This is a genomic window from Faecalibacillus intestinalis (assembly GCF_015097455.1).
GTDB lineage: Bacteria > Bacillota_I > Bacilli_A > Erysipelotrichales > Coprobacillaceae > Faecalibacillus > Faecalibacillus intestinalis.
Map to the genome: position 1 here is coordinate 1,452,231 of NZ_AP024085.1, position 19,710 is coordinate 1,471,940.

Here is a 19,710-nt window from a genome sequence, read left to right on the forward strand (position 1 = left end):
TCTATACCTTATTTTATCTAAAAATCATTGATTATTCAAGTTAGAAGTATCATTAGTCTTCTACAAATTTAACTTCAATGATATATCCATTATATTTATTATGAATAAGCTTGATGATTTTATTAGCATCTTTCGAAGTTGCATCTTTTAATTTTACAACTACTTTCATGTGTCCACCATCAATCTCACAAAAACATTCTTTATACCCTTTATCAGTTAATAACTGACAGATATCTTTTTCATTTTTTATAATTGCTTTTGTTTTTTCATTAGAAGTAAGTGCTGTTGAAATTTCTTTTTCAGATGCTTTTGAAGAGGCAATTACCGTATTATTGTCATTAATTTTATTTTCATGATTTTTATTAAGTTCACTTTGTAAAATTTCTATTCTGCTTAATGATTTTTTTGAGACTGTGTCATCTTGATCAATTGGTGGTACTAATAAATAATAAATTGATAAAACAAGAATCAATGTAAATAATGATAAAAATGTTATAGCTTGTTTATTCATGAACATCCCCTCATTACCTACTATATGCAATCCCGTTTTAGAATATGAAAAAACACTAGGTTTTGTCCTAGTGCTAAGCTCTGCCTGAATATTTTCCTTCAGCAGTTGAAATAACGACCATTTCTCCTTCATTAATAAATAAAGGGACTTTGATTTGGAATCCAGTTTCTAAAACAGCATTTTTTGTTGCTCCAGTTGCTGTATCTCCTTTAACCGCTTGTTCTGCTTCGGTAATTTGTAAAGTAACTTTATCAGGTAATTGTACACCTAATACTTCACCTTCAAAACTTCTAATCGTTGCTGTATCACTTTCTTTTAAGAAATTCTTTTCCCATTCTAAATTTTCAGCTGGAATTTCAATTTGTTCATATGTTTCTCCATCCATAAATACAAATGCATCCCCTGTATTATACAAGTATTGCATTTCTTTTTTATCGATTTGTGCTCTTTTTACTTTATCATTTCCACCGAATGTCATTTCAGTAGTAGATCCAGTACGTAAGTTTTTCATTTTAACTTTAATATTTGCTGCTGCTCTGGCAGTTTTATTATGAGAATAATCTAATACTACAAATAAATTTCCATCCATTTGAAAAGTAACACCTGGTTTTAAATCACTAACGTTAATCATAATAATCTCCTTTTTAATAATATCCTTGTTGATTGTAACAAAAAATTATTATGAATGGAATAGTTTTTTTGTTTTTACAATCGATATTCTTACTATTTATATTTTTTGAAAAAAATCAACTTAAAAAAAAGAAATTTAAGAATAAATTGTCTATATAATAATAGGAGGATTTTTATGGAGGAACTATTTGAACAGATTATTTATCAAGCTATTAAAAAAAATGTAAGTGATATTCATTTACAATGTACAGAGAAAGGAGTGATTAAATTTAGGATTTGTGGGGAACTACTTACTTATGAAACCTATGAAAAAACAAATATTATTCAATTAATGAATTATATTCGTTTCATTTCTAAAATTGATTTAAATTATTACCGTAAACCTCAAACAGGACATTATGTGTATGTTTTAAATAATAAAAAATATAACTTAAGAATTTCCTCACTTATTGGAAAAGATATGGATTCCATTGTTATTCGTATCCTAAATAATCATCAAAAATTATCATTAGAAAATATTAGTAAAGATATTCATGTTTATCAATTTTTAAAACAGATTGTCCAAAAGGATAGCGGATTATTTGTAATAAGTGGTGCAACTGGCTCTGGGAAATCTACAACATTATATGCTATTTTAGATACAATTAATAAGATGTATAAAAAAAATATTATTACACTAGAGGATCCTATTGAAATCAATAAAGATTATTGTTTGCAAATTGAAATTGATGACAGAAAAGGTATCAGCTATCATGAATCGTTAAAACAAATATTAAGACATGACCCTGATGTCATAATGGTCGGTGAAGTACGTGATGAAAAGACAGCTCAATTAGCACTTACATGTGCTTTAACTGGACATCTTGTACTAACAACTATTCATGCAAGTAATTGTATAAATACGATTAAAAGATTAGAAAACTTAAACATTTCATCTCTTGATTTAGAAGACGTTCTTCTTGGTATCATGACACAAAAAATGCGTTTTAACGATAAAAAAGAAGTATTTATTTTAAGTGAATACATTGATCAAAAAAATTTATTAAAATATTTTGATCGAAAGAAAATAGATTACTATGATTTTTCAAAAGCTGCATGCACACTAAAAAATGTAGGTGTTTTAAATGAAAAATAAATTACTTAGTTTTATTGATCTACTTATTTTTTTCTTTAATCAAGGATATTCATTACAAGAAACGCTTGATTTTTGCAGTTTGCTTAACTATGAAAAAGAAGTAAAGGAAATAAAGAACTATTTAAATCAAGGTCTTTCTCTTGACGAAATTTTTATAACGCTTCCCTTTCCTACTCTATTTAAAGAATATTATTCATTTTTTAAAAATGAATTCACATTAGAAACTGCATTAAAAAAGTCAATTGAAATTTGCAAAAAAAGAGATGAGTATAAAAATATTTTTTTAAAAAAATTGGCATATCCAATTATATTGCTTATTTTCTTATTTGTTTTTTCTATTTTTACTGTTTTTTACTTATTACCACAGGTTGAAATTTTATTTAACGATTTTGATATTCAAAAATCATTTATTATTCAATGTCTATTTGTATTATTACATGCAATTCCTATTTTTTTAACACTAATTACTATAATAAATATTATTTTAATGATATTTATCTATCAAAGCATTGCAAAACAAAAATTCAATCAGATAGATTTTTTGATTAATCACACACATTTTATTAAAAAATTGATTTGTAAGTATTATTCGTTAAAGTTTGCAATTTATTATAATGAATTACTCATACAGCACTATGATACAACATCCATTATTGAAACTTTATATGATAAAATAACTGATAGTGATATTAAAATGATTGTTTATGAACTTTATCGTTTAATTGTAAATGGTCATGATTTTAATTTAGCAGTTAATGATTTTCCTTACTTTTCAGATGATTTTAAAAAATTTATATCTATTATTCAAAATAGTCATGAAAACCAAAGTTTAGAAAATTATATCCAACTTACATTTATGCAATTAAATCAATTTGTTTCTAAATTTATAAAAATCATAGTTCCATTGATTTATGGTTTTGTTGCTACATTTGTAATTGTTGTGTATGTTTCAATAATAATTCCTATGATGAATGTTGTCTCAAATTTATAAAAAGGAGGATTATAAGGATTATGAATTCTAATAAAAAAGGTTTTACACTCATTGAAATGATTTTTTGTATTTCTGTAATACTAGTTATTTTACTGCTTGTTATTCCAAATGTTACAAGTAAAAATCGTTTAGTAAAAGAAAAAAGTTGTGATGCGCAAATTGAAGTTGTTAACTCACAAATCATTTTGTACGAAATCGAGCATGGAGAATTACCAACTAGTATGTCTCAATTAACTTCTGGCAGCCATCCTTATTTAAAGGAAAAACAAGCTGTTTGTCCTTCAGGACTTGCCATAAGAATAAGTGATGGTGAAGCCTATGTTTCAAAATAAAGGATTTACTTTGATTGAAATGTTGTTAGTAATATCTATTATATTAACATTGTCAGTACTTTCATTCCCTTTTATGAATACAAAAACAATTTATATAACGGATGAATGTGTAAAAAAACAAATAGGAATGATTATTAATCAGGCTAAAAGTAAGGCAATAATTAGTCATGAAAAAGTTAGTTTAATTGTATCAAAACAAGAAATATCTTTTATTGATCATCAAAAAAAATACAGAGTAGTTTTACCTAATAATTATTTTTTCAATAATATTAAAGAAATATATTTCAATAAAGATGGCAATATAAATCAAGCAAATCATATTGATCTCATTGCACCCAAAAAGAAATATACCCTTATTTTTCATCTTGGAGCTGGTGATTATGAGTTTAAATAAAAAAGGTTTTACTTTGATTGAAAGTCTTTTTGCTTTTAGTATCTTTACTACTGTTATTATTCTATTAGTGTCTTTATATGTAACAAATTCAAAAACAAACATCAAAGTCAATCAAGAATACGAAACTTATCAGTCAAAGAAACAACAAATAGAATATACACTTAATTTAGATGAAGGAATAGAGACATGTCTAAAAAAGGCTTTACATTAGTAGAAGTATTATTGAGTTTATCTATCACATTACTTATTGTTTTAAACTGTTCATTACTAGTGAAAGTTTTAAAAATTTCTAATCAATCAAAATATATCGATACATCGCTAGAAAATGCAATATTTTCACTTAGTAATGAACTTATAACGGCTAAAAATATAGAATATGGTGATAGTTTAAGTTTTCTCGATGAAAATGACGATTCTCATAAAATAATACTACAAAATAAACGACTCGTTATTACACCTGGACATCATATTTTATATCATGACATTGATTCTGTATATTTTGAAAATACGAATGGATTTATCAAAATAAATTTAATGAGTAATAATAAAGAATATCAATTTATTGTAGGTAGTGATTATGAAAAAAAAGAAGAATAACGGAAATGTTCTACAAATCACCCTTATTTTATTGCTCATGCTTTCTCTTAATATATTTTCATTATGTCATTTGACAATTCTAAATAGTCAAGGTTTTCAATCTATGAAACAAACGAATGATATAAGACTACTTAAAAATATACTTATTGCAAATTATAAATACGAAAATCAAAATAGTATTTTATTAAGTAATTATTTAGAACTTGAAAATTACACAATTTCGTATACTGTTGATGATATGGGATATTATTTTTTAATAGAAACAAGATTAAAAAATGATCGATATAAACTCAATATCACATTTTATCTTGAATTGGATAAAGAAAAAAATGTTATAAAAAAAGTAGAATAAATTGTTATTCTACTGAAGATATGGATTATTTAATTTTTCTTGTATTAAAGTTGTCAATTCACCGTGTCCAGGATATATTTCATAATCATCTTTTATTTCTTTGATTTTTTTTATACTATTTCTTGTGTCTGTTGAAGATGATGTTGGAAAATCAAATCTACCAATTCCATTTTTAAACAAAACATCTCCTGAAAAAATAACATGGTAATTTTTTAAGATGATAAAGCATGAACCAATTGTATGTCCTGGCAAATGTAAAAATTCAAAATGAAAGTCACCAATATCTATATTCTTATCAACAGCTGTTACTTTAGATTTAATTTTTAATTCACCGTAATAGTTAGATAAATTTAATTGATCATTGTAAATCATTTCATAATCATCTTGATGAATATAAACAGGGCAATTATATTTTTCTACTAATTCATCTATAGCTCCAATATGATCAAAGTGACCATGTGTTAATAAGATAGCAGTTAATTGTAAATTATTTTGTGTTAAATAATTTATAAGTAGCTCAGCCTTATCCCCTGGATCAATTAGAATCGAATGATTATTATTTTCTATCAAATAACAATTTGTTGACATTATTCCAAGTACAAATTTTTTAATAATTAATCTTTCCATAAAATATTCTCCAATAAAAAAATAAGCCTAAGCTTATTTTTTTTCTTTGTGTACAGTTTTTTTATTGCATCTAGGGCAATATTTATTTACTTCCATTCTATCTGGATGATTTCTTTTATTTTTAGTGTTGATATAATTTTCTTCTCCACATTCTGTACATTTTAAAATGATATTATCTCTCATGATTACACCTCCGCATCACTAAAACTTTCTTAAATATAATAACATATTAATTAATGAAATACTAGCATTTTTTTAATTTAAACCATATTTTTCTACATATTTATCAACAACTTGATGTGCAATAATTGGTGCAGATGAATCAGCACCCGATGAAGAACGATCTTCTCTAAATGCAATACTAGCAAATGCAACTAATGGTTTACTATCTTCTGTTGCTGAAATATAACCAATTTGTAAATGGTTTGGGTGGTCAACATTTGAATTACCATCATATTTTTCAGCTGTTCCTGTCTTACAATAAACAGCATATGGCTTTTCTGACCAATACGTATGTGATGTTCCATCTGTTCTTGTAACACATGCGCGCATTCCAGCTTTTATTTGTTTAAATGCATCTGCCTGTGAAGAAACATCATCTTGAATATTTGTTTTAAATTTATATGTTGTATATCTATTTCCTTCTCCATCACTTTTAAATGATTCAATAAGGAAATGAGGTTGAACTTTTTTACCCATATTAGCAAGGGTACATGTATATTGTGCCAATTGAATTGGAGTATATGTGTCATATTGTCCGATACATGCATCTAATAAATGCCCAGGGGCAGTATCTCTTCCTTTATATCCGTCACTTTCATTTGGAACATCCAATCCAGTTTTAACACCTAAACCTAATTCACCAAAATCCCTTCTGATAGTAGAGAGCGTTTTGACAAAACGATTGAGATCAACATTTAAAGCGCCATGAGGTACATATTCAACACCAGCTAACTTCATAGCAATTCTAAACATATAAACATTTGATGACCAAGCAAGCGCATCTATTTCATTAATATTTCCCATTGTTTTCCATGATTTTTTTGCTTTTGTAGAACCTTTAAACCAAAGCGGCTCATCTACAAAATAAGTATTAGGAACAATGATATTTTCTTTAAATCCTGTATATAATGTACCCGCTTTTGAAGTAGAACCAATTTCTACCGCTTCTAAAAAGTTACCTGTAGAAATATCTTTGACCTCACCAGTTTCTTTGTTAATTTCTTTAGCTGACATAACTAAAATTTCTCCATTATTAGGATTCATCATTACAAAATACATTTTATTGAAATAAGTATTAAAGCTATTACATGTCGTTAATTCATTAGTAATAAGTTCATCAGCAAAAGATTGCAACTCTAAATCAATAGATAAGCGAATGTTATCTCCTTTTTCACCATTCACATTATTTGTGATAATAGGATCACCATTACTATTATATTTAACAGAATATGATGAATTTGATGCTTTTAAAATATCTTCATATTGTTTTTCTAAACCACTTGTACCGACTCGTGAATTACCAGTATACCCTTTTGCAAGTAATTCTGTTTTTAATTCCGTAGGCAATCCTTGTCTTTTAGTTGTTAATTTTCCAACCAACGCGCCAAGTTGACCATCCACCATTGATTGACGAGACCACCCACTACTTATTTGAATACCTTTTAAAATATTTGTATTTTCTCCTATAACACTAGCTTCTTCGACTGTAATCCCTTCTACTAAAGTTACAGAACCTGTTTTACATCGTTTCATTAAATATTCAAAACGTGTTTGTTCTATTTCATCCTGTGTCATATTTTGATATATATATTCCATAGATAATTTAGAAACAATCAAATTGGTTTTTGCCTTAGAATAATCAGCATCATCAGGATTTTCTATTTTTAATTTTTTTAACTCTTTGTCACTTAACAAAGATTCTGCTAATTTTTCATGAGCAATAATAAAATAATCTTTTATATTTCTTTCAGTAATGTTATTAACGTTATTTTTAGAAAAGTCAATTGTAATTTTTTCACTTAAAAATTTTGCAATATACGTAATTTCTTTATCTGTAATTTTCTTAGGTGCATAATAATCAACACAAATAACATTTTGATTACCCATGATTTTTGTATAATTACGATCATAGATTTCTCCACGCGGTGCATCATTTGTATATGTTGTACTTCCATAAGTTTCCAGTTTAACTTCTAATGTATCAGCTTGAGTTAATTGTACATAAGCCAATCTAACAATTAAAATAAAAATTAAAACAAGTGTCACAGCAATTAATTCAATTAATCTTTTAGATACAATTATATCAGATTTACTATTTTGATATTTCTTTTCTTCATTAAATCCATGAAATCTTACAGTAGCAGTTTTTTTGTTAAAAAACTTTGGCATATTTTTCCTCCTTCCTTGAACAATTATATTATACTTTAGATTATTAGTAAATTTGAATTAATCGATAATATAAATTTATTTAACATATTTAACATATTTAAAATAGCAGCAATTGCTGCTATTTACTCATCATCAACTGATAATATTGCCATGAAAGCTTCTTGTGGAATTTCAACACTTCCAACTGCCTTCATTCTCTTTTTACCTTCCTTTTGTTTTTCTAGAAGTTTCTTTTTACGCGAAATATCTCCACCATAACATTTAGCAAGGACGTTTTTACGCATTGCCTTAATTGTAGTTCTTGCAATGATCTTACCTTGTAATGCTGCTTGTACAGGAACTTCAAACATTTGTTTTGGAATGATTTCTTTTAATTTTTCACAAATTACTTTTCCTCTTGAATAAGCAAAATCTTTATGAACAATAGATGATAAAGCATCTACAACATCACCATTTAATAAAATATCCATTTTTTGTAATTTACTTTCTCGATATCCTATTAATTCATAATCAAATGAGGCGTATCCCTTTGTACTAGATTTCAATTTATCAAAGAAATCATAAACAATTTCTGATAAAGGAATATTATAAATAATATTACGACGTGTTTCATCAATATAATCTATATCAACATATTCTCCTCGTTTTGATTGACATAGTTCCATGATAGATCCAATATACTCATTTGGAGTCATAATTGAAGCTTTTACATAAGGTTCTTCAATATAATTTATTACTTGTGGAGATGGCATCATTGCAGGATTGTCAATTTCAACCATTGTTTTATCTGTTAAAAATACTTTATAAATAACAGATGGTGCAGTAGCAATAAGTTCTAAATCAAACTCTCTTTCTAATCTCTCTTGAATAACATCCATGTGTAATAATCCTAAAAAACCGCATCTAAAACCAAATCCTAATGCTTGCGATGTTTCTGGTTCAAAGACAAGAGACGAATCACTAAGTTGTATTTTTTCCAATGCTTCTCGTAAATTTTTATACTTAGAATTATCAACTGGATATAATCCACAATAAACCATAGGATTTAACTTTCTATACCCTGGCAATTGCTCATGACTTTCATTTTCTAAAGTTGTTATTGTATCCCCTACATGAACATTTTGAATAGATTTAATAGAAGCTGATATCCATCCAACTTCCCCACAAACTAATTTATCTTTTTTAACTTCCGCAGGAGTTCTTACACCTAATTCAGTTACTTCGTAAGTAGCTCCTGTAGCCATAAATTTAATTGTATCTCCAACCTTTATAGATCCTTCTTTAATTCTAACGAATACAACAACACCTCTATAGCTATCATAAAATGAATCAAAAATAAGTGCTTGAGTAGGATGATTAATATTCCCACTTGGTGCAGGAACCTCTTTAACAATCATCTCTAACACATCTTCAACGTTTAAGCCACTTTTAGCCGAGATACGAGGTGCATGGTCTGCAGGTAATCCAATAACATCTTCGATTTCTTGAATAACATGTTCAGGGTTTGCACTAGGTAAATCTACCTTATTTATAACTGGTAAAATTTCCAAATCATTATCTAAAGCCAAATAGACATTTGCCAATGTTTGTGCTTCCACACCTTGTGCTGCATCTACAACTAACACTGCTCCTTCACATGCAGCTAATGAACGAGATACTTCATAAGTAAAATCGACATGGCCAGGAGTATCAATAAGGTGTAAAAGATAGGTATTTCCATCTTTTGCTTTGTATTGAAGTTGAACAGCATTTAATTTGATTGTAATGCCTCTTTCACGTTCTAACTCCATGCTGTCTAATAGTTGAGCCTTCATCTCTCTATTTGAAACCGCACCGGTCATTTCTAAAATACGATCCGCCAAAGTACTTTTCCCATGATCAATATGCGCTATGATTGAAAAATTTCTTATTTTATCTTGATTAATTGTCATTTATTTTCACCGACTTTCAATAATAGATTTTATCAAAAAACAATATAAATGACAATTTATTTATTTAAAAATATTTGTTTAAAATTTCAATGAGTTCTCCATATATAATCACTTCTTTAAAATCATAATTAGCCATTGTAAATTTATTAGCTATTAAACGCCCTCTAACAGCAATGATCATTCCAATTTGAGCAACATCAGACATCATGTCTTCTAGTCCCTTCCACAAAGCAATAGAAAAAACATCAAATTTTTCTTTTCCTATCTCCTCAGGAAATGGTCTTTTAACCTCAATGTCAATAAAAGCCATATTTTCAACATGATATACATTTTTTACTATTTTTCCTACTAAAGAAATTGAATTTAACATAAACAGTCCTCCTTAGTATTATCATAGTTCTTATAAAAAAATAATCATGCTAAATCGACTAAAAGGTCTATTTAAACGACTAAAAAACAAATAAAAAACATTAATATTTATATCCTAAGATATATTTATTAATGTTTTATTACTCTATACTTTATTGATTAGGATCATTATTTTCAATAACAACAAAGGCAACTGCATAATGATTTTCATGAGAAATAGAAACATGACAAGGCTCATCTTTAATATAGGGTTTACCATTTTTATCATTTAAACAGCATATCTCCTTAAATGATTTATAACCTGCTGCTTTTACAAATGCCTCTTTGACTGCAAATCTACCACCCACAAATTCTCTTTTTGCTTTATCGTTACCTTTTGATAAATACAAAGAAAATTCATCTACATGTAAAATTTTCTTTGCAAGTTGATCCAAATGATTTAATCTTCTTAAATCACAAATATCTACACCAATTCCTTTAATCATCACTAATCCTTAAATTTCTTTTCATACAGACTCATCAATTCATCTAAAGACATATTGTCATCAATTTCATCAATTAAAGAATTTTGTTCCTCTGATTTTTTTTGACCAAAATCAAGTTTAAACTCCCCTGTTCGTTCCTCAATAATTTTAAGTTGATCTTGTTCTTCTTCAACAATTTTAGCAATATTTCTTAAATTATCTTCAACTGTTGGAAGCTTTTCTTCTTCAACGATTTCGGGTTCTATTGTTTTTTCAGCATCAGTATTTGTTTCATCTTGAAAATCTTTTGAATCTTCAACAGCAGTAAGAACAGCTTCACTATCTGTTTCTTCTTTTTCTTCAAAATTACCATAATACGGAGATATTACTTGAACAAGTGAATTATCTTTTTTCTTTGGTTTTTTTACTGAATTTTTCTTAACTATTCTAACTGTTTCTTTTTTTTCTTCATGCATTCCAAACATTGGAGAAATGATATCCATCATTTCATAATTTTTCTTAACTTCGGGTTCTTCTTTCTTTGCTACTTTTTTTTCAACCTTTTTAACATTTTTGGAAGTAGTTTCTTTTGGTATTTGTTGACCTTCACTTTTTTTAGTAACTTCTTCTTTTTTAAATTCTTCGTCATAAATAAGTGGTTTAGAAAACTTTTCATTTCTTCTTTGTTCAACAATTGGGTCTACAGTTTCAAAAATATCATCATCGTTTGATTTTTTAAAAAAATGTTTAAACATAATAACTCCTTCCTTCAATACATTTTATTTTATTGATTGTATAAATGTTTCTATTTCTTCTTGCGTTTTTCTTAATTTACTTACAAAGCGACCTGTCTCTTGTCCATTTTCATAGCTGACAAAAGAAGGTATTCCTAAAATATCTAAATCTTGACATAAATCAATAAAATGATCTCTATTAATACTATAAAATGTAAAATTTGGATATTTTTTTACAACATTACCTATAAAAGGTTTGATAAACATACAATCAGGACACCAAGAAGCTGTAAATAAGATGATTGATTTTGTTTGAATAGCCTTTTCATATTCTTCTAATGAGTTTATTTCAATTAATTGATCCATTTTTTTACTCCTTACAATCACTAATTATCATTTTATAAATAGGTCCATTTACTGAAAATTTTCTTTCATATTCTGTCATAATATTATCATTTGCTTCTGGAGAATTATGTAAATCTAAAGAAACATAATCTAAATGATAATTGTTTTCTGTTACTGACTGTAATGAATATTCAAATAAACCTCGATTATCTGTTTTAAATTCAATAACACCATCTTTTTTCAATAATCGACGATAAACATCTAAAAACGCTGAAGACGTTAAACGTCTTTTTGCATGTCTTTTTTTTGGCCAAGGATCACTAAAGTTTAAAAATAAATGATCAATTTCACCATTTTCAAAAACATTTTCTAATTCAATTGCATCAAAATGCATCAATTTTAAATTAGGCAATGATTGATTTTTATTAATTTTATTAATTGCTGCTGCTAAGACACTTGGAAATTTTTCAATCCCTATGTAATTGTTTTCTGGATGTTTTAAAGCATTTTGATAAATAAAATCGCCTTTCCCCATTCCAATTTCTATATATAACGGCTGATTTATTTCAAATATATCATGATAATGACCTTTATGTTCTTCAGGTTTTAAGATAACTAAATCAGCATTCTCTTCCATAATTTCATAAGCTTTTGGGTTGTTTCTTAATCTCACAAAAAATCCTCCTTATTTTTTATACAAATAGTATCACAAATCATTCATTAAGTCGACTAATTCATCTTCGGATAATTCTCTAAATTTTCCAATTTGTAAAGAAGTATCTAATTTTAAATTCTTCATCTGTAACCTTTTTAAATAAGTTACTTTTTTACCGACACTTTCTACCATTTTTTTCACTTGATGAAACTTTCCTTCAAAAATTTCAATTAATACTTCAGATGTATTATCTTCAGTTTTTATAATGGATAAATTTGAACTTTGACATCTATAATGATCAATAGTAATTCCTTCTTTAAACTTTAAAATATCATTTTCATCCATTATTCCTTCGACACATGCATAGTACAATTTAGAATGATGTCGACTAGGTGCTAATAACTTATGTGCAAAATCTCCATCATTTGTTAGTAATAATAAACCCTCCGTATCCAAATCTAACCTTCCTACTGGAAATAAATCATACTGTTCATACCCATAAATCAAATCAACAACTGTAGGATGAACATTATCTTTTGTAGCAGAAACATAACCAGCAGGTTTATTAAGCATAATATAGACATATGGTTTATATGTAATAAGCTCACCATCAAAGATAATTTTATCTGTTTCATAATCTACTTTAAAATCATCCTTTTTTATAATACTTCCATTAACAGTAACAAAACCTTTTCTAATATAATTTTTTACTTCTTTTCTAGTTCCAATACCATAATGAGCTAATAATTTATCAAGTCGCATTACCATGTAAAATAATATACCTTTCTATTTGTTTATCCTCTGTGTTATATGTTAAATAGAGCTTAACATCAAATTTATTTTTTGATGTTGTTCCTGATAAATTGATGCCTTTATAATAACCATTCTTCTTATCAATATAATTAGGCTTTAATGAAAAAGTATCCTTTTCTAATAAACCAATACTCGGAATATTTTTATCCTTTTTATCAATAAATGCGATTGCTTTAATATTTTTCATTTCAATAACAGGATTATTAATGATAATATCATACCGTATTTTTTTATTTGATATTTTATTAGTAATTAATTGAATTGAACAATCATCACAGCTTTCATCAAATGAAGTAGACATCTTTAAACGATTATAATAACTAACATATTCATTATATTGTTTTTTTGAATAAGATGTTGTATTTTTTTGACTTGAACAACCTAATAAAATAAATAAAGATAAAAAAATAATTAATCTATTTTTCATATAATCACCTTTTATATTATAACATAGAGACAATAAAAAAAAATTAAAATAGGAAATAATCCTATTTTAATTTAAAAGTTCCGCACTCTGTTTCTTGCTCATCACATGGTGAACTACAATTACATTTTGAAACTTTAATCTCATTGGCTAAACATTTATTATTAGAATCATGATATGCACATGTCGTAACTGAACATCTTACATCTTTTGCCATATGTTTCACCTCCGTTAATTATTTTGACCAATAATATAAAATCTATGCAAAAATAAAAGTCCTTTTATTTAGGACCTTTATCATCATATTCAATTAAACAACTAAAAGAGTATTCTAATTCAGATGAAAAACACATTGCAACACAATAATGCATCCGTATTATATGATATCCCAGTTTAAGAAAATCATTAATTTCATCTTGTAAGTCTAATTCATGAGTACATTCTATAAGTTTAACTTTCATAAACAAAGTATAATCTACAAAAGTTAAAAAAATTGTCATTATTGGTTAATTTCTACAGCAAATTCAACTTCAAAATTTTTACCAACAGGTAATTCAACACAACTTTCTTTTTCTTTAAATTCACCATTAAAATCAGTATAGTCAGCATGTCCAACCCATGGTTCAATAGCAATTAATCCACCAACATGTTTTGCGGCCCAAAGTCCAACATGATCAAAACCATTCATATGAAAAACAATTGATTTATCATGATTTAATGATTTAAGCGCAATATTTTCTGATTTAAACTTTTTAATAACAATTGCATCTGTATTAAAAAGCTCTTGTCTAACAAAAAATCTTTTTTCATTATCAAAGAAAGGTTTTTCAACTCTTGACATACCTCTTTTTTCAACATCAATTATTTTTCGATTGCATGTTTCGTTTTCTGAAAATTCCAAATAATAATCATTGCTTGATTCGTTTTCCATAAATGGACAAGCAAAAGCAGGATGTCCTCCAACTTGGAAATAAATAGGTTGATGATCCGTATTTTTTACTTTAATATGACATGTTAATTTATTTTCAACAAGTCTATATGTGACATTTAATTCAAATAAGAAAGGATATTGTTTTATAATTTCATCATTAGATTTTAATGAGAATATTACTTCAGTATCACTAACTTGGTTTGTTTCAAATTCATTGTGTCTTGCAAAACCATGTTGTGTCATATGATACTCTTTACCATTAATCACACATGTATCATTTTTTAATGCTCCAACAATTGGAAATAAAATAGGTGCACTGTTTGCCCATTGAGATGCATCTCTTCTCCACATATAATTCAATTGATCTTTTTTTCCTTTAATTGAAATAATTTCTGCTCCTTTTGGATGTAAAGAAACAGTTAATAAATCATTAGATAATTCTACCATAATAATCCTCCTATCAGTATTTTCATTATATCATAAAATAAATTCTAAAAAAAAGAAAAAGATTATTTCTAATCTTTTTCATGTAATGAATTAATAATACTTTCAATTTTATTTCCATATTCTAAAGAAGTATCTAAAACAAAATGTAATTCAGGGCACTTTCTTACTTTTAATTTTTTAGCAAGTAAATTACGAATGAATCCTTTAGATCTTTCTAATGCTTCCATTCCTTTTTCTTGATTATAATTTTTTCCTAAAAAAGTAACATACACTTTAGAAATAGATAAATCATTTGTTGTTTCAACAGCGGTAATTGTACACATACGTAAATCTCTATCACGTACTTCATTTTGTAAAATCAAAGAAACTTCTCTTAAAATTTGAGTATTTATTCTATCTGTTTTTAATGACATAAGACTCAACTCCTATTTCTTTTCTACTTCTTCCATAACATAACCTTCAATGATATCGCCTTCTTTAATATCATTATAGTTTTCAATGTTTAAACCACATTCAAAACCAGCATTGACTTCTTTAACATCATCTTTAAAACGTCTAAGTGAAGCAAGTTTTCCTTCGTATACAACAATACCATCACGAATCAAACGAATACCACAGTTTCTTTTAATTGAACCATCGGTAACATAACATCCTGCGATATTTCCTATTTTACTTGCTTTAATAACTTGTCTAATTTCTGCTTGACCAGTAATTACTTCATGGTATTCTGGTGCTAACATACCTTTCATTGCAGTTTCAATTTCTTCAACCATTTTATAAATAACATTATGAAGACGAATTTCAACATTTTCTTCTTCTGCCTTATTTCTAACTTTTGCATCTGGTCTTACATTAAAACCATAAATAATTGCTTGAGAGGCACTTGCTAAAATAACATCAGATTCAGAAATTGCACCAACAGTTGAACGAATAACGTTAACACGCACACCATCTACATCGATTTTTTCTAATGAAGCTTTTACAGCTTCTGCAGTTCCTTGTACATCCGCTTTAACAATAATATTTAAATCAATAATTTGACCTTCTTTAATTTGAGAATACAAATCATCAAGAGATAAAGCAGCTCCAGAATTACGATCTTTTTCAATTTTAGCTTTCATACGTGTTTCACCAACACTACGTGCTTGTTTTTCAGTTTCGAAAACCATAAATTTATCACCGGCAACAGGAACTTCATTTAAACCTGTAATTTCTACTGGTGTACCTGGTAATGCTTCTTTAATAACACGTCCTTTATCGTCTAACATTTGTCTTACTCTACCATAAGCAGCACCAACAACGATTGGATCACTTGCACGTAAAGTACCATTTTCTACTAATAATGTAGCAACAGCTCCTCTACCTTTATCAAGTTTACCCTCAACAACACTACCATATGCATATCTATTTGGGTTAGCTTTTAAATCAGCTAATTCTGCAACAACAGTTAATGTTTCCAATAATTCTTCAATACCAATTTTCTTTTTAGCAGAGATTTCACAATAAACAGTATCTCCACCCCATTCTTCAGGTAATAATCCTTCTTCAGCCATTTCAGCTTTAATTCTTTCAGGATCAGCACCTTCTTTATCAATCTTATTAATTGCAACAACGATAGGAACTCCTGCAGCTTTTGCATGGTCAATGGCTTCTTTTGTTTGAGGCATCACACCGTCATCAGCAGCAACAACGATAATAACAATATCAGTCACTTGTGCTCCACGTGCTCTCATTGCTGTAAAAGCTTCATGCCCTGGTGTATCTAAAAATGTAACTTTTTTACCGTTTACTTCTACTTGATAAGCACCAATATGTTGAGTAATACCACCAAATTCACCATCAACAACTGCAGATTTTCTAATAGTATCTAGTAATGTTGTTTTTCCATGATCAACATGTCCCATAATTGTTACAACTGGACATCTTGGTTGTAAATCAGCTTCATCATCCACAACTTCAATATTTTCAAAATTAACTTCATCTACTGGAACATGTTTTTCACATTCACAACCATATTCTAAACAAATTAATTCAACTTGTTCATCATTTAATGCTGAATTGATTGTTACCATAGTTCCTAATAAAAATAATACTTTTATAACATTAGCAGGTGTTTGTCCTAGCTTTTCAGCTAGTTCACCAACTGTAATTCCTTCTTCATAGGAAATCACACCATCTTTTATTACTGATGTTTCTTTCTTTGCAGGAAAGTTTGATTGTAATTGTTTCTTCTTTTGAGAACCTTTTTTCTTTTTAAATTGTTTTGCCATAAAATCAACCTCCTATCAATTCTTTTATTTTTTTCGCAAACCCTTGATTTATAATACCTAATGCAACGCGATTATTTTTTCCAACTGCTTTTGAAATGGTTTCAATATTTTCATCAACAATGAAATAATCAACATGATAAAAATGACATTTATCAGTAATTTTTTTCTTAGTATTAGCACTAGCATCATTTGCAATAACAACAAGTTTTGTTTCATTTGCAGCGATACTTTTTATCAAAGTTTCTCCTGAAACAATTCCCTTTGCAACATTAGCAAGCCCTAATAAATTTAAATATTTTTTATTCATCACAATATTTTTTTAACTCCTCAAAAATTTCATCAGGAATTTCTACTTGTAAAGAACGAGATAAAACTTTTTTCTTTTTAGCAATTTCGATTGCTTCTAAGCTTCTTTTTAAATAAGCACCTCGTCCATTCATTTTACCAGTAGCATCTACAAATACTTGACCTTCTTTATTTCTTACAACACGAATTAACTCTTTTTTAGGTAATTGTTCATTTGTTGCAAGACATTTTCTAAGTGGAATTTTTCTCATTCTATCTCATCCTAATCTTCATCATAATATTTGTCATATTCGTCATAGTCGATATCTTCATCATATTTACTGTATTCATCATCTTCATAATCATCAAAATCTTCATAATCTTCTACATCAGATTCTGAAGTGACTTCTTCAACTTCATTTTCGATATTTTCTTTTTCTTCAACAATAGTTTCTTTTTCTTCTTGGTTATCTAGCATTTCTTGAGCAAATTCATCTTGGAATGTTTCATCAACAGGTAATTCTTCTTTTTGTTGAATTTGTTCCATTAACCCTAATTCAGTTGCTTCAGATAATGATTTAATATCAATTTTCCATCCAGTAAGTCTTACTGCTAAACGAGCATTTTGACCACGTTTACCAATAGCTAATGATAATTGATCATCAGGTACAATAACTAACGCACTGTGTTTTTCTTCATCAACAGAAACAGTTAACACATCTGAAGGTGATAATGCATGTGAAATATAAACAACTGGGTCACTTGACCATTCAACGATATCAATCATTTCACCATGTAATTCATCAACAACGTTTTTAACTCTTGAACCCTTAGGTCCAACGCAAGAACCAATAGGATCTAATCCTTCAACTGCAGTGTATACAGCAATTTTACTTCTTTCACCAGGTTCACGAGAAACAGATTTAATTTCAACTGTACCATCATAAACTTCAGGAACTTCTAATTCAAATAATCTTCTTACAAATTGTGGTTCTGTTCTGCTTACAACGATATGTGTTCCTTTAGTTCCACGATCAACGTCACTTACATATACTTTGACATGTTGTCCTTCATGTAATGTTTCTCCAGGGATTTGTTGATTTAGTCCTAAAAATGCTCCAGTTTTTCCAATATTGATAATAGCAAATTTAGGTTCAACACGATCAACAATACCTGTAATGATATCATCTTTTTTATCAGCAAATTCATTATATAATGTTTCTTTTTCAGTTTCGCGTATTTTTTGTCTGAAAAGTTGTTTTGTTTGAATTGCTGCTAAACGACCAATATGATCTACATCTGCTTCAGTTTCTACAATATCACCCACTTGATAATTTGGGTTGATATCATGTGCTTCATCTAAAGATACTTCTAAATCTTCATCTTCTAAATCATCAACAACTGTTCTAATTTCAAATAATCTAATTTTTCCAGTTTTTTCATTAATTTCTACACGTACATTTGCTTCTGGAACCATATAATTTTTTTTATAAGCTTTTGCAATTGATTCCTTTAACATTTCTAAAAACACGTCTTTTTCAATACCTTTTTCTTCACATAAAGCATTTAAGGCGCTCATAAATTTTCTGTTACTAGCCACTTTTATTTCCTCCTAAAATTTTACAGCTAATCGTATAAATTGAATGTTATCATAATTGACAATAATTTTTTTCTTTATATTTTTTACAAGATATTCAAATTCTAATTCTTGATTATCAACAGATTTTAAATATCCTTCAACTTCATATAATCCGGCTTTAGGATTTTTAAATTTTGCATAAACATATTCACCAACAGATTTTTGAACTTGTTCAAAAGTTTTTAATGGTTTTTCAATTCCAGGTGAAGAGACTTCTAAAATGTATTCATCTTTAATTGGATCAGTTTCGTCAAGTTTATCACTAATTAACTCACTTACCGCAACACATGTATCCATATCTAGATACCCTTCATTTTTTTCGATATAAATACGTAAATACATTTCATTATTATCTTTTACATATTCAATATCATCTAAATAACAATCATTTTGTTCGATCAAAGGTAAGACCATTTCTTTAATACTTTCCAATAACTCCATTT

General features: G+C 27.7%; 29 protein-coding genes. 7 read left to right on the top strand and 22 right to left on the bottom strand.

The annotated features are described in order from the left end of the window. Window positions 1-52: 52 nt before the first annotated feature. A complete protein-coding gene (locus Fi14EGH31_RS07930; protein ID WP_158546477.1) occupies window positions 53-511 on the bottom strand; it encodes a SpoIIIAH-like family protein in 459 nt (152 codons plus the stop codon). 73 nt (window positions 512-584) lie between these two features. Then, window positions 585-1,142: an elongation factor P gene (efp, locus tag Fi14EGH31_RS07935; protein ID WP_022001559.1), complete on the bottom strand. Its 558-nt coding sequence runs from the start codon at window positions 1,140-1,142 to the stop codon at window positions 585-587. 174 nt (window positions 1,143-1,316) lie between these two features. Here efp and Fi14EGH31_RS07940 point away from each other — a divergent pair, with 174 nt between their 5' ends. Genes Fi14EGH31_RS07940 through Fi14EGH31_RS07970 form a run of 7 tightly spaced genes read left to right on the top strand, consistent with a single transcriptional unit; the run spans window position 1,317 to window position 4,942 of the window. Further along, window positions 1,317-2,276, top strand: coding sequence for an ATPase, T2SS/T4P/T4SS family (locus Fi14EGH31_RS07940; RefSeq protein ID WP_107029445.1), 960 nt, complete (start codon window positions 1,317-1,319; stop codon window positions 2,274-2,276). After that, window positions 2,266-3,267: a type II secretion system F family protein gene (locus Fi14EGH31_RS07945; protein WP_117574664.1), complete on the top strand. Its 1,002-nt coding sequence runs from the start codon at window positions 2,266-2,268 to the stop codon at window positions 3,265-3,267. Before Fi14EGH31_RS07940 ends, Fi14EGH31_RS07945 begins: the two co-directional genes overlap by 11 nt. Before the next feature lie 20 nt (window positions 3,268-3,287). After that, entirely contained in the window at window positions 3,288-3,599 is a 312-nt protein-coding gene (comGC, locus tag Fi14EGH31_RS07950; protein ID WP_022001556.1) for a competence type IV pilus major pilin ComGC, read from the top strand. Next, entirely contained in the window at window positions 3,586-3,993 is a 408-nt protein-coding gene (gene comGD / locus Fi14EGH31_RS07955; protein ID WP_032090072.1) for a competence type IV pilus minor pilin ComGD, read from the top strand. Before comGC ends, comGD begins: the two co-directional genes overlap by 14 nt. Next, window positions 3,980-4,204, top strand: coding sequence for a type II secretion system protein (locus Fi14EGH31_RS07960; RefSeq protein ID WP_022001554.1), 225 nt, complete (start codon window positions 3,980-3,982; stop codon window positions 4,202-4,204). Before comGD ends, Fi14EGH31_RS07960 begins: the two co-directional genes overlap by 14 nt. Beyond that, window positions 4,180-4,590, top strand: a complete 411-nt coding sequence (locus Fi14EGH31_RS07965; RefSeq protein WP_022001553.1) for a prepilin-type N-terminal cleavage/methylation domain-containing protein — start codon at window positions 4,180-4,182, stop codon at window positions 4,588-4,590. Before Fi14EGH31_RS07960 ends, Fi14EGH31_RS07965 begins: the two co-directional genes overlap by 25 nt. Next, complete coding sequence (locus tag Fi14EGH31_RS07970; RefSeq protein ID WP_200764693.1) at window positions 4,571-4,942, top strand: hypothetical protein; 372 nt, start codon at window positions 4,571-4,573, stop codon at window positions 4,940-4,942. Before Fi14EGH31_RS07965 ends, Fi14EGH31_RS07970 begins: the two co-directional genes overlap by 20 nt. Window positions 4,943-4,951: 9 nt before the next feature. On the opposite strand, the gene Fi14EGH31_RS07975 is transcribed toward Fi14EGH31_RS07970, so the two are convergent. The 20 genes from Fi14EGH31_RS07975 to Fi14EGH31_RS08070 form a co-directional block, all read right to left on the bottom strand. Continuing rightward, complete coding sequence (locus Fi14EGH31_RS07975) at window positions 4,952-5,569, bottom strand: MBL fold metallo-hydrolase (protein WP_022001551.1); 618 nt, start codon at window positions 5,567-5,569, stop codon at window positions 4,952-4,954. Window positions 5,570-5,602: 33 nt separating this feature from the next. Further along, window positions 5,603-5,752 (bottom strand): 50S ribosomal protein L33, encoded by a 150-nt coding sequence (rpmG, locus tag Fi14EGH31_RS07980; RefSeq protein WP_022001550.1) that lies wholly within the window; start codon window positions 5,750-5,752, stop codon window positions 5,603-5,605. Window positions 5,753-5,824: 72 nt separating this feature from the next. Next, entirely contained in the window at window positions 5,825-7,960 is a 2,136-nt protein-coding gene (locus Fi14EGH31_RS07985; RefSeq protein WP_107029447.1) for a penicillin-binding transpeptidase domain-containing protein, read from the bottom strand. Window positions 7,961-8,082: 122 nt separating this feature from the next. Then, entirely contained in the window at window positions 8,083-9,891 is a 1,809-nt protein-coding gene (gene lepA, locus Fi14EGH31_RS07990) for a translation elongation factor 4 (protein ID WP_032090078.1), read from the bottom strand. Window positions 9,892-9,955: 64 nt separating this feature from the next. Further along, window positions 9,956-10,261 carry a single stranded DNA-binding domain-containing protein gene (locus tag Fi14EGH31_RS07995; RefSeq protein ID WP_022001547.1) on the bottom strand — a complete coding sequence of 102 codons (306 nt, stop codon included), beginning with the start codon at window positions 10,259-10,261 and terminating at the stop codon, window positions 9,956-9,958. A gap of 151 nt (window positions 10,262-10,412) precedes the next feature. After that, window positions 10,413-10,745 carry a holo-ACP synthase gene (gene acpS / locus Fi14EGH31_RS08000; protein ID WP_022001546.1) on the bottom strand — a complete coding sequence of 111 codons (333 nt, stop codon included), beginning with the start codon at window positions 10,743-10,745 and terminating at the stop codon, window positions 10,413-10,415. Window positions 10,746-10,747: 2 nt separating this feature from the next. Next, window positions 10,748-11,479: a hypothetical protein gene (locus Fi14EGH31_RS08005; protein WP_022001545.1), complete on the bottom strand. Its 732-nt coding sequence runs from the start codon at window positions 11,477-11,479 to the stop codon at window positions 10,748-10,750. 24 nt (window positions 11,480-11,503) lie between these two features. Continuing rightward, window positions 11,504-11,824 carry a thioredoxin family protein gene (locus Fi14EGH31_RS08010; RefSeq protein WP_022001544.1) on the bottom strand — a complete coding sequence of 107 codons (321 nt, stop codon included), beginning with the start codon at window positions 11,822-11,824 and terminating at the stop codon, window positions 11,504-11,506. Between the two features lie 4 nt (window positions 11,825-11,828). Further along, window positions 11,829-12,476, bottom strand: coding sequence for a tRNA (guanosine(46)-N7)-methyltransferase TrmB (trmB, locus tag Fi14EGH31_RS08015; protein WP_022001543.1), 648 nt, complete (start codon window positions 12,474-12,476; stop codon window positions 11,829-11,831). Between the two features lie 33 nt (window positions 12,477-12,509). Then, window positions 12,510-13,226 carry a pseudouridine synthase gene (locus Fi14EGH31_RS08020; RefSeq protein ID WP_081918920.1) on the bottom strand — a complete coding sequence of 239 codons (717 nt, stop codon included), beginning with the start codon at window positions 13,224-13,226 and terminating at the stop codon, window positions 12,510-12,512. Beyond that, on the bottom strand, window positions 13,210-13,698 hold the full coding sequence (locus tag Fi14EGH31_RS08025) for a hypothetical protein (protein WP_107029449.1): 489 nt from the start codon (window positions 13,696-13,698) through the stop codon (window positions 13,210-13,212). The genes Fi14EGH31_RS08020 and Fi14EGH31_RS08025 overlap by 17 nt, the downstream gene beginning before the upstream one ends. A gap of 61 nt (window positions 13,699-13,759) precedes the next feature. After that, window positions 13,760-13,912, bottom strand: coding sequence for a DUF1540 domain-containing protein (locus Fi14EGH31_RS08030; RefSeq protein ID WP_022001540.1), 153 nt, complete (start codon window positions 13,910-13,912; stop codon window positions 13,760-13,762). Window positions 13,913-13,976: 64 nt separating this feature from the next. Then, window positions 13,977-14,195 carry a sporulation protein Cse60 gene (locus Fi14EGH31_RS08035; RefSeq protein ID WP_022001539.1) on the bottom strand — a complete coding sequence of 73 codons (219 nt, stop codon included), beginning with the start codon at window positions 14,193-14,195 and terminating at the stop codon, window positions 13,977-13,979. Next, complete coding sequence (locus tag Fi14EGH31_RS08040; RefSeq protein WP_022001538.1) at window positions 14,195-15,073, bottom strand: aldose 1-epimerase family protein; 879 nt, start codon at window positions 15,071-15,073, stop codon at window positions 14,195-14,197. Before Fi14EGH31_RS08040 ends, Fi14EGH31_RS08035 begins: the two co-directional genes overlap by 1 nt. Before the next feature lie 68 nt (window positions 15,074-15,141). Continuing rightward, window positions 15,142-15,486 carry a 30S ribosome-binding factor RbfA gene (gene rbfA / locus Fi14EGH31_RS08045; RefSeq protein ID WP_022001537.1) on the bottom strand — a complete coding sequence of 115 codons (345 nt, stop codon included), beginning with the start codon at window positions 15,484-15,486 and terminating at the stop codon, window positions 15,142-15,144. A 12-nt stretch (window positions 15,487-15,498) separates the two neighbouring features. Next, window positions 15,499-17,343, bottom strand: coding sequence for a translation initiation factor IF-2 (infB, locus tag Fi14EGH31_RS08050; protein ID WP_117782085.1), 1,845 nt, complete (start codon window positions 17,341-17,343; stop codon window positions 15,499-15,501). 4 nt (window positions 17,344-17,347) lie between these two features. Continuing rightward, on the bottom strand, window positions 17,348-17,650 hold the full coding sequence (locus tag Fi14EGH31_RS08055) for a L7Ae/L30e/S12e/Gadd45 family ribosomal protein (protein ID WP_022001535.1): 303 nt from the start codon (window positions 17,648-17,650) through the stop codon (window positions 17,348-17,350). After that, the gene (gene rnpM / locus Fi14EGH31_RS08060; RefSeq protein WP_022001534.1) at window positions 17,643-17,900 is read right to left on the bottom strand and encodes an RNase P modulator RnpM; all 258 of its coding nucleotides are present in this window, start codon (window positions 17,898-17,900) and stop codon (window positions 17,643-17,645) included. Before rnpM ends, Fi14EGH31_RS08055 begins: the two co-directional genes overlap by 8 nt. Window positions 17,901-17,911: 11 nt before the next feature. Next, the gene (nusA, locus tag Fi14EGH31_RS08065; protein WP_117347859.1) at window positions 17,912-19,207 is read right to left on the bottom strand and encodes a transcription termination factor NusA; all 1,296 of its coding nucleotides are present in this window, start codon (window positions 19,205-19,207) and stop codon (window positions 17,912-17,914) included. Window positions 19,208-19,240: 33 nt separating this feature from the next. Further along, on the bottom strand, window positions 19,241-19,708 hold the full coding sequence (locus Fi14EGH31_RS08070; RefSeq protein ID WP_117346887.1) for a ribosome maturation factor RimP: 468 nt from the start codon (window positions 19,706-19,708) through the stop codon (window positions 19,241-19,243). Window positions 19,709-19,710 lie beyond the last annotated feature (2 nt).

Excerpts from the sequence above, each read along its gene's own strand:
- lepA (WP_032090078.1), bottom strand. The coding sequence starts at position 9,891 with ATGACAATTAATCAAGATAAAATAAGAAATTTTTCAATCATAGCGCAT.
- Fi14EGH31_RS08020 (WP_081918920.1), bottom strand. The coding sequence starts at position 13,226 with ATGGTAATGCGACTTGATAAATTATTAGCTCATTATGGTATTGGAACT.
- rpmG (WP_022001550.1), bottom strand. The coding sequence starts at position 5,752 with ATGAGAGATAATATCATTTTAAAATGTACAGAATGTGGAGAAGAAAAT.
- Fi14EGH31_RS07965 (WP_022001553.1), top strand. The coding sequence starts at position 4,180 with ATGTCTAAAAAAGGCTTTACATTAGTAGAAGTATTATTGAGTTTATCT.
- Fi14EGH31_RS07985 (WP_107029447.1), bottom strand. The coding sequence starts at position 7,960 with ATGCCAAAGTTTTTTAACAAAAAAACTGCTACTGTAAGATTTCATGGA.
- nusA (WP_117347859.1), bottom strand. The coding sequence starts at position 19,207 with ATGAGCGCCTTAAATGCTTTATGTGAAGAAAAAGGTATTGAAAAAGAC.
- Fi14EGH31_RS08025 (WP_107029449.1), bottom strand. The coding sequence starts at position 13,698 with ATGAAAAATAGATTAATTATTTTTTTATCTTTATTTATTTTATTAGGT.
- Fi14EGH31_RS08005 (WP_022001545.1), bottom strand. The coding sequence starts at position 11,479 with ATGTTTAAACATTTTTTTAAAAAATCAAACGATGATGATATTTTTGAA.
- rbfA (WP_022001537.1), bottom strand. The coding sequence starts at position 15,486 with ATGTCATTAAAAACAGATAGAATAAATACTCAAATTTTAAGAGAAGTT.
- Fi14EGH31_RS07960 (WP_022001554.1), top strand. The coding sequence starts at position 3,980 with ATGAGTTTAAATAAAAAAGGTTTTACTTTGATTGAAAGTCTTTTTGCT.
- Fi14EGH31_RS08030 (WP_022001540.1), bottom strand. The coding sequence starts at position 13,912 with ATGGCAAAAGATGTAAGATGTTCAGTTACGACATGTGCATATCATGAT.
- Fi14EGH31_RS08055 (WP_022001535.1), bottom strand. The coding sequence starts at position 17,650 with ATGAATAAAAAATATTTAAATTTATTAGGGCTTGCTAATGTTGCAAAG.
- comGC (WP_022001556.1), top strand. The coding sequence starts at position 3,288 with ATGAATTCTAATAAAAAAGGTTTTACACTCATTGAAATGATTTTTTGT.
- Fi14EGH31_RS08070 (WP_117346887.1), bottom strand. The coding sequence starts at position 19,708 with ATGGAGTTATTGGAAAGTATTAAAGAAATGGTCTTACCTTTGATCGAA.
- Fi14EGH31_RS07995 (WP_022001547.1), bottom strand. The coding sequence starts at position 10,261 with ATGTTAAATTCAATTTCTTTAGTAGGAAAAATAGTAAAAAATGTATAT.
- Fi14EGH31_RS07970 (WP_200764693.1), top strand. The coding sequence starts at position 4,571 with ATGAAAAAAAAGAAGAATAACGGAAATGTTCTACAAATCACCCTTATT.
- Fi14EGH31_RS07940 (WP_107029445.1), top strand. The coding sequence starts at position 1,317 with ATGGAGGAACTATTTGAACAGATTATTTATCAAGCTATTAAAAAAAAT.
- acpS (WP_022001546.1), bottom strand. The coding sequence starts at position 10,745 with ATGATTAAAGGAATTGGTGTAGATATTTGTGATTTAAGAAGATTAAAT.
- Fi14EGH31_RS08010 (WP_022001544.1), bottom strand. The coding sequence starts at position 11,824 with ATGGATCAATTAATTGAAATAAACTCATTAGAAGAATATGAAAAGGCT.
- Fi14EGH31_RS08035 (WP_022001539.1), bottom strand. The coding sequence starts at position 14,195 with ATGACAATTTTTTTAACTTTTGTAGATTATACTTTGTTTATGAAAGTT.
- Fi14EGH31_RS08040 (WP_022001538.1), bottom strand. The coding sequence starts at position 15,073 with ATGGTAGAATTATCTAATGATTTATTAACTGTTTCTTTACATCCAAAA.
- Fi14EGH31_RS07975 (WP_022001551.1), bottom strand. The coding sequence starts at position 5,569 with ATGGAAAGATTAATTATTAAAAAATTTGTACTTGGAATAATGTCAACA.
- infB (WP_117782085.1), bottom strand. The coding sequence starts at position 17,343 with ATGGCAAAACAATTTAAAAAGAAAAAAGGTTCTCAAAAGAAGAAACAA.
- efp (WP_022001559.1), bottom strand. The coding sequence starts at position 1,142 with ATGATTAACGTTAGTGATTTAAAACCAGGTGTTACTTTTCAAATGGAT.
- Fi14EGH31_RS07930 (WP_158546477.1), bottom strand. The coding sequence starts at position 511 with ATGAATAAACAAGCTATAACATTTTTATCATTATTTACATTGATTCTT.
- comGD (WP_032090072.1), top strand. The coding sequence starts at position 3,586 with ATGTTTCAAAATAAAGGATTTACTTTGATTGAAATGTTGTTAGTAATA.
- Fi14EGH31_RS07945 (WP_117574664.1), top strand. The coding sequence starts at position 2,266 with ATGAAAAATAAATTACTTAGTTTTATTGATCTACTTATTTTTTTCTTT.
- rnpM (WP_022001534.1), bottom strand. The coding sequence starts at position 17,900 with ATGAGAAAAATTCCACTTAGAAAATGTCTTGCAACAAATGAACAATTA.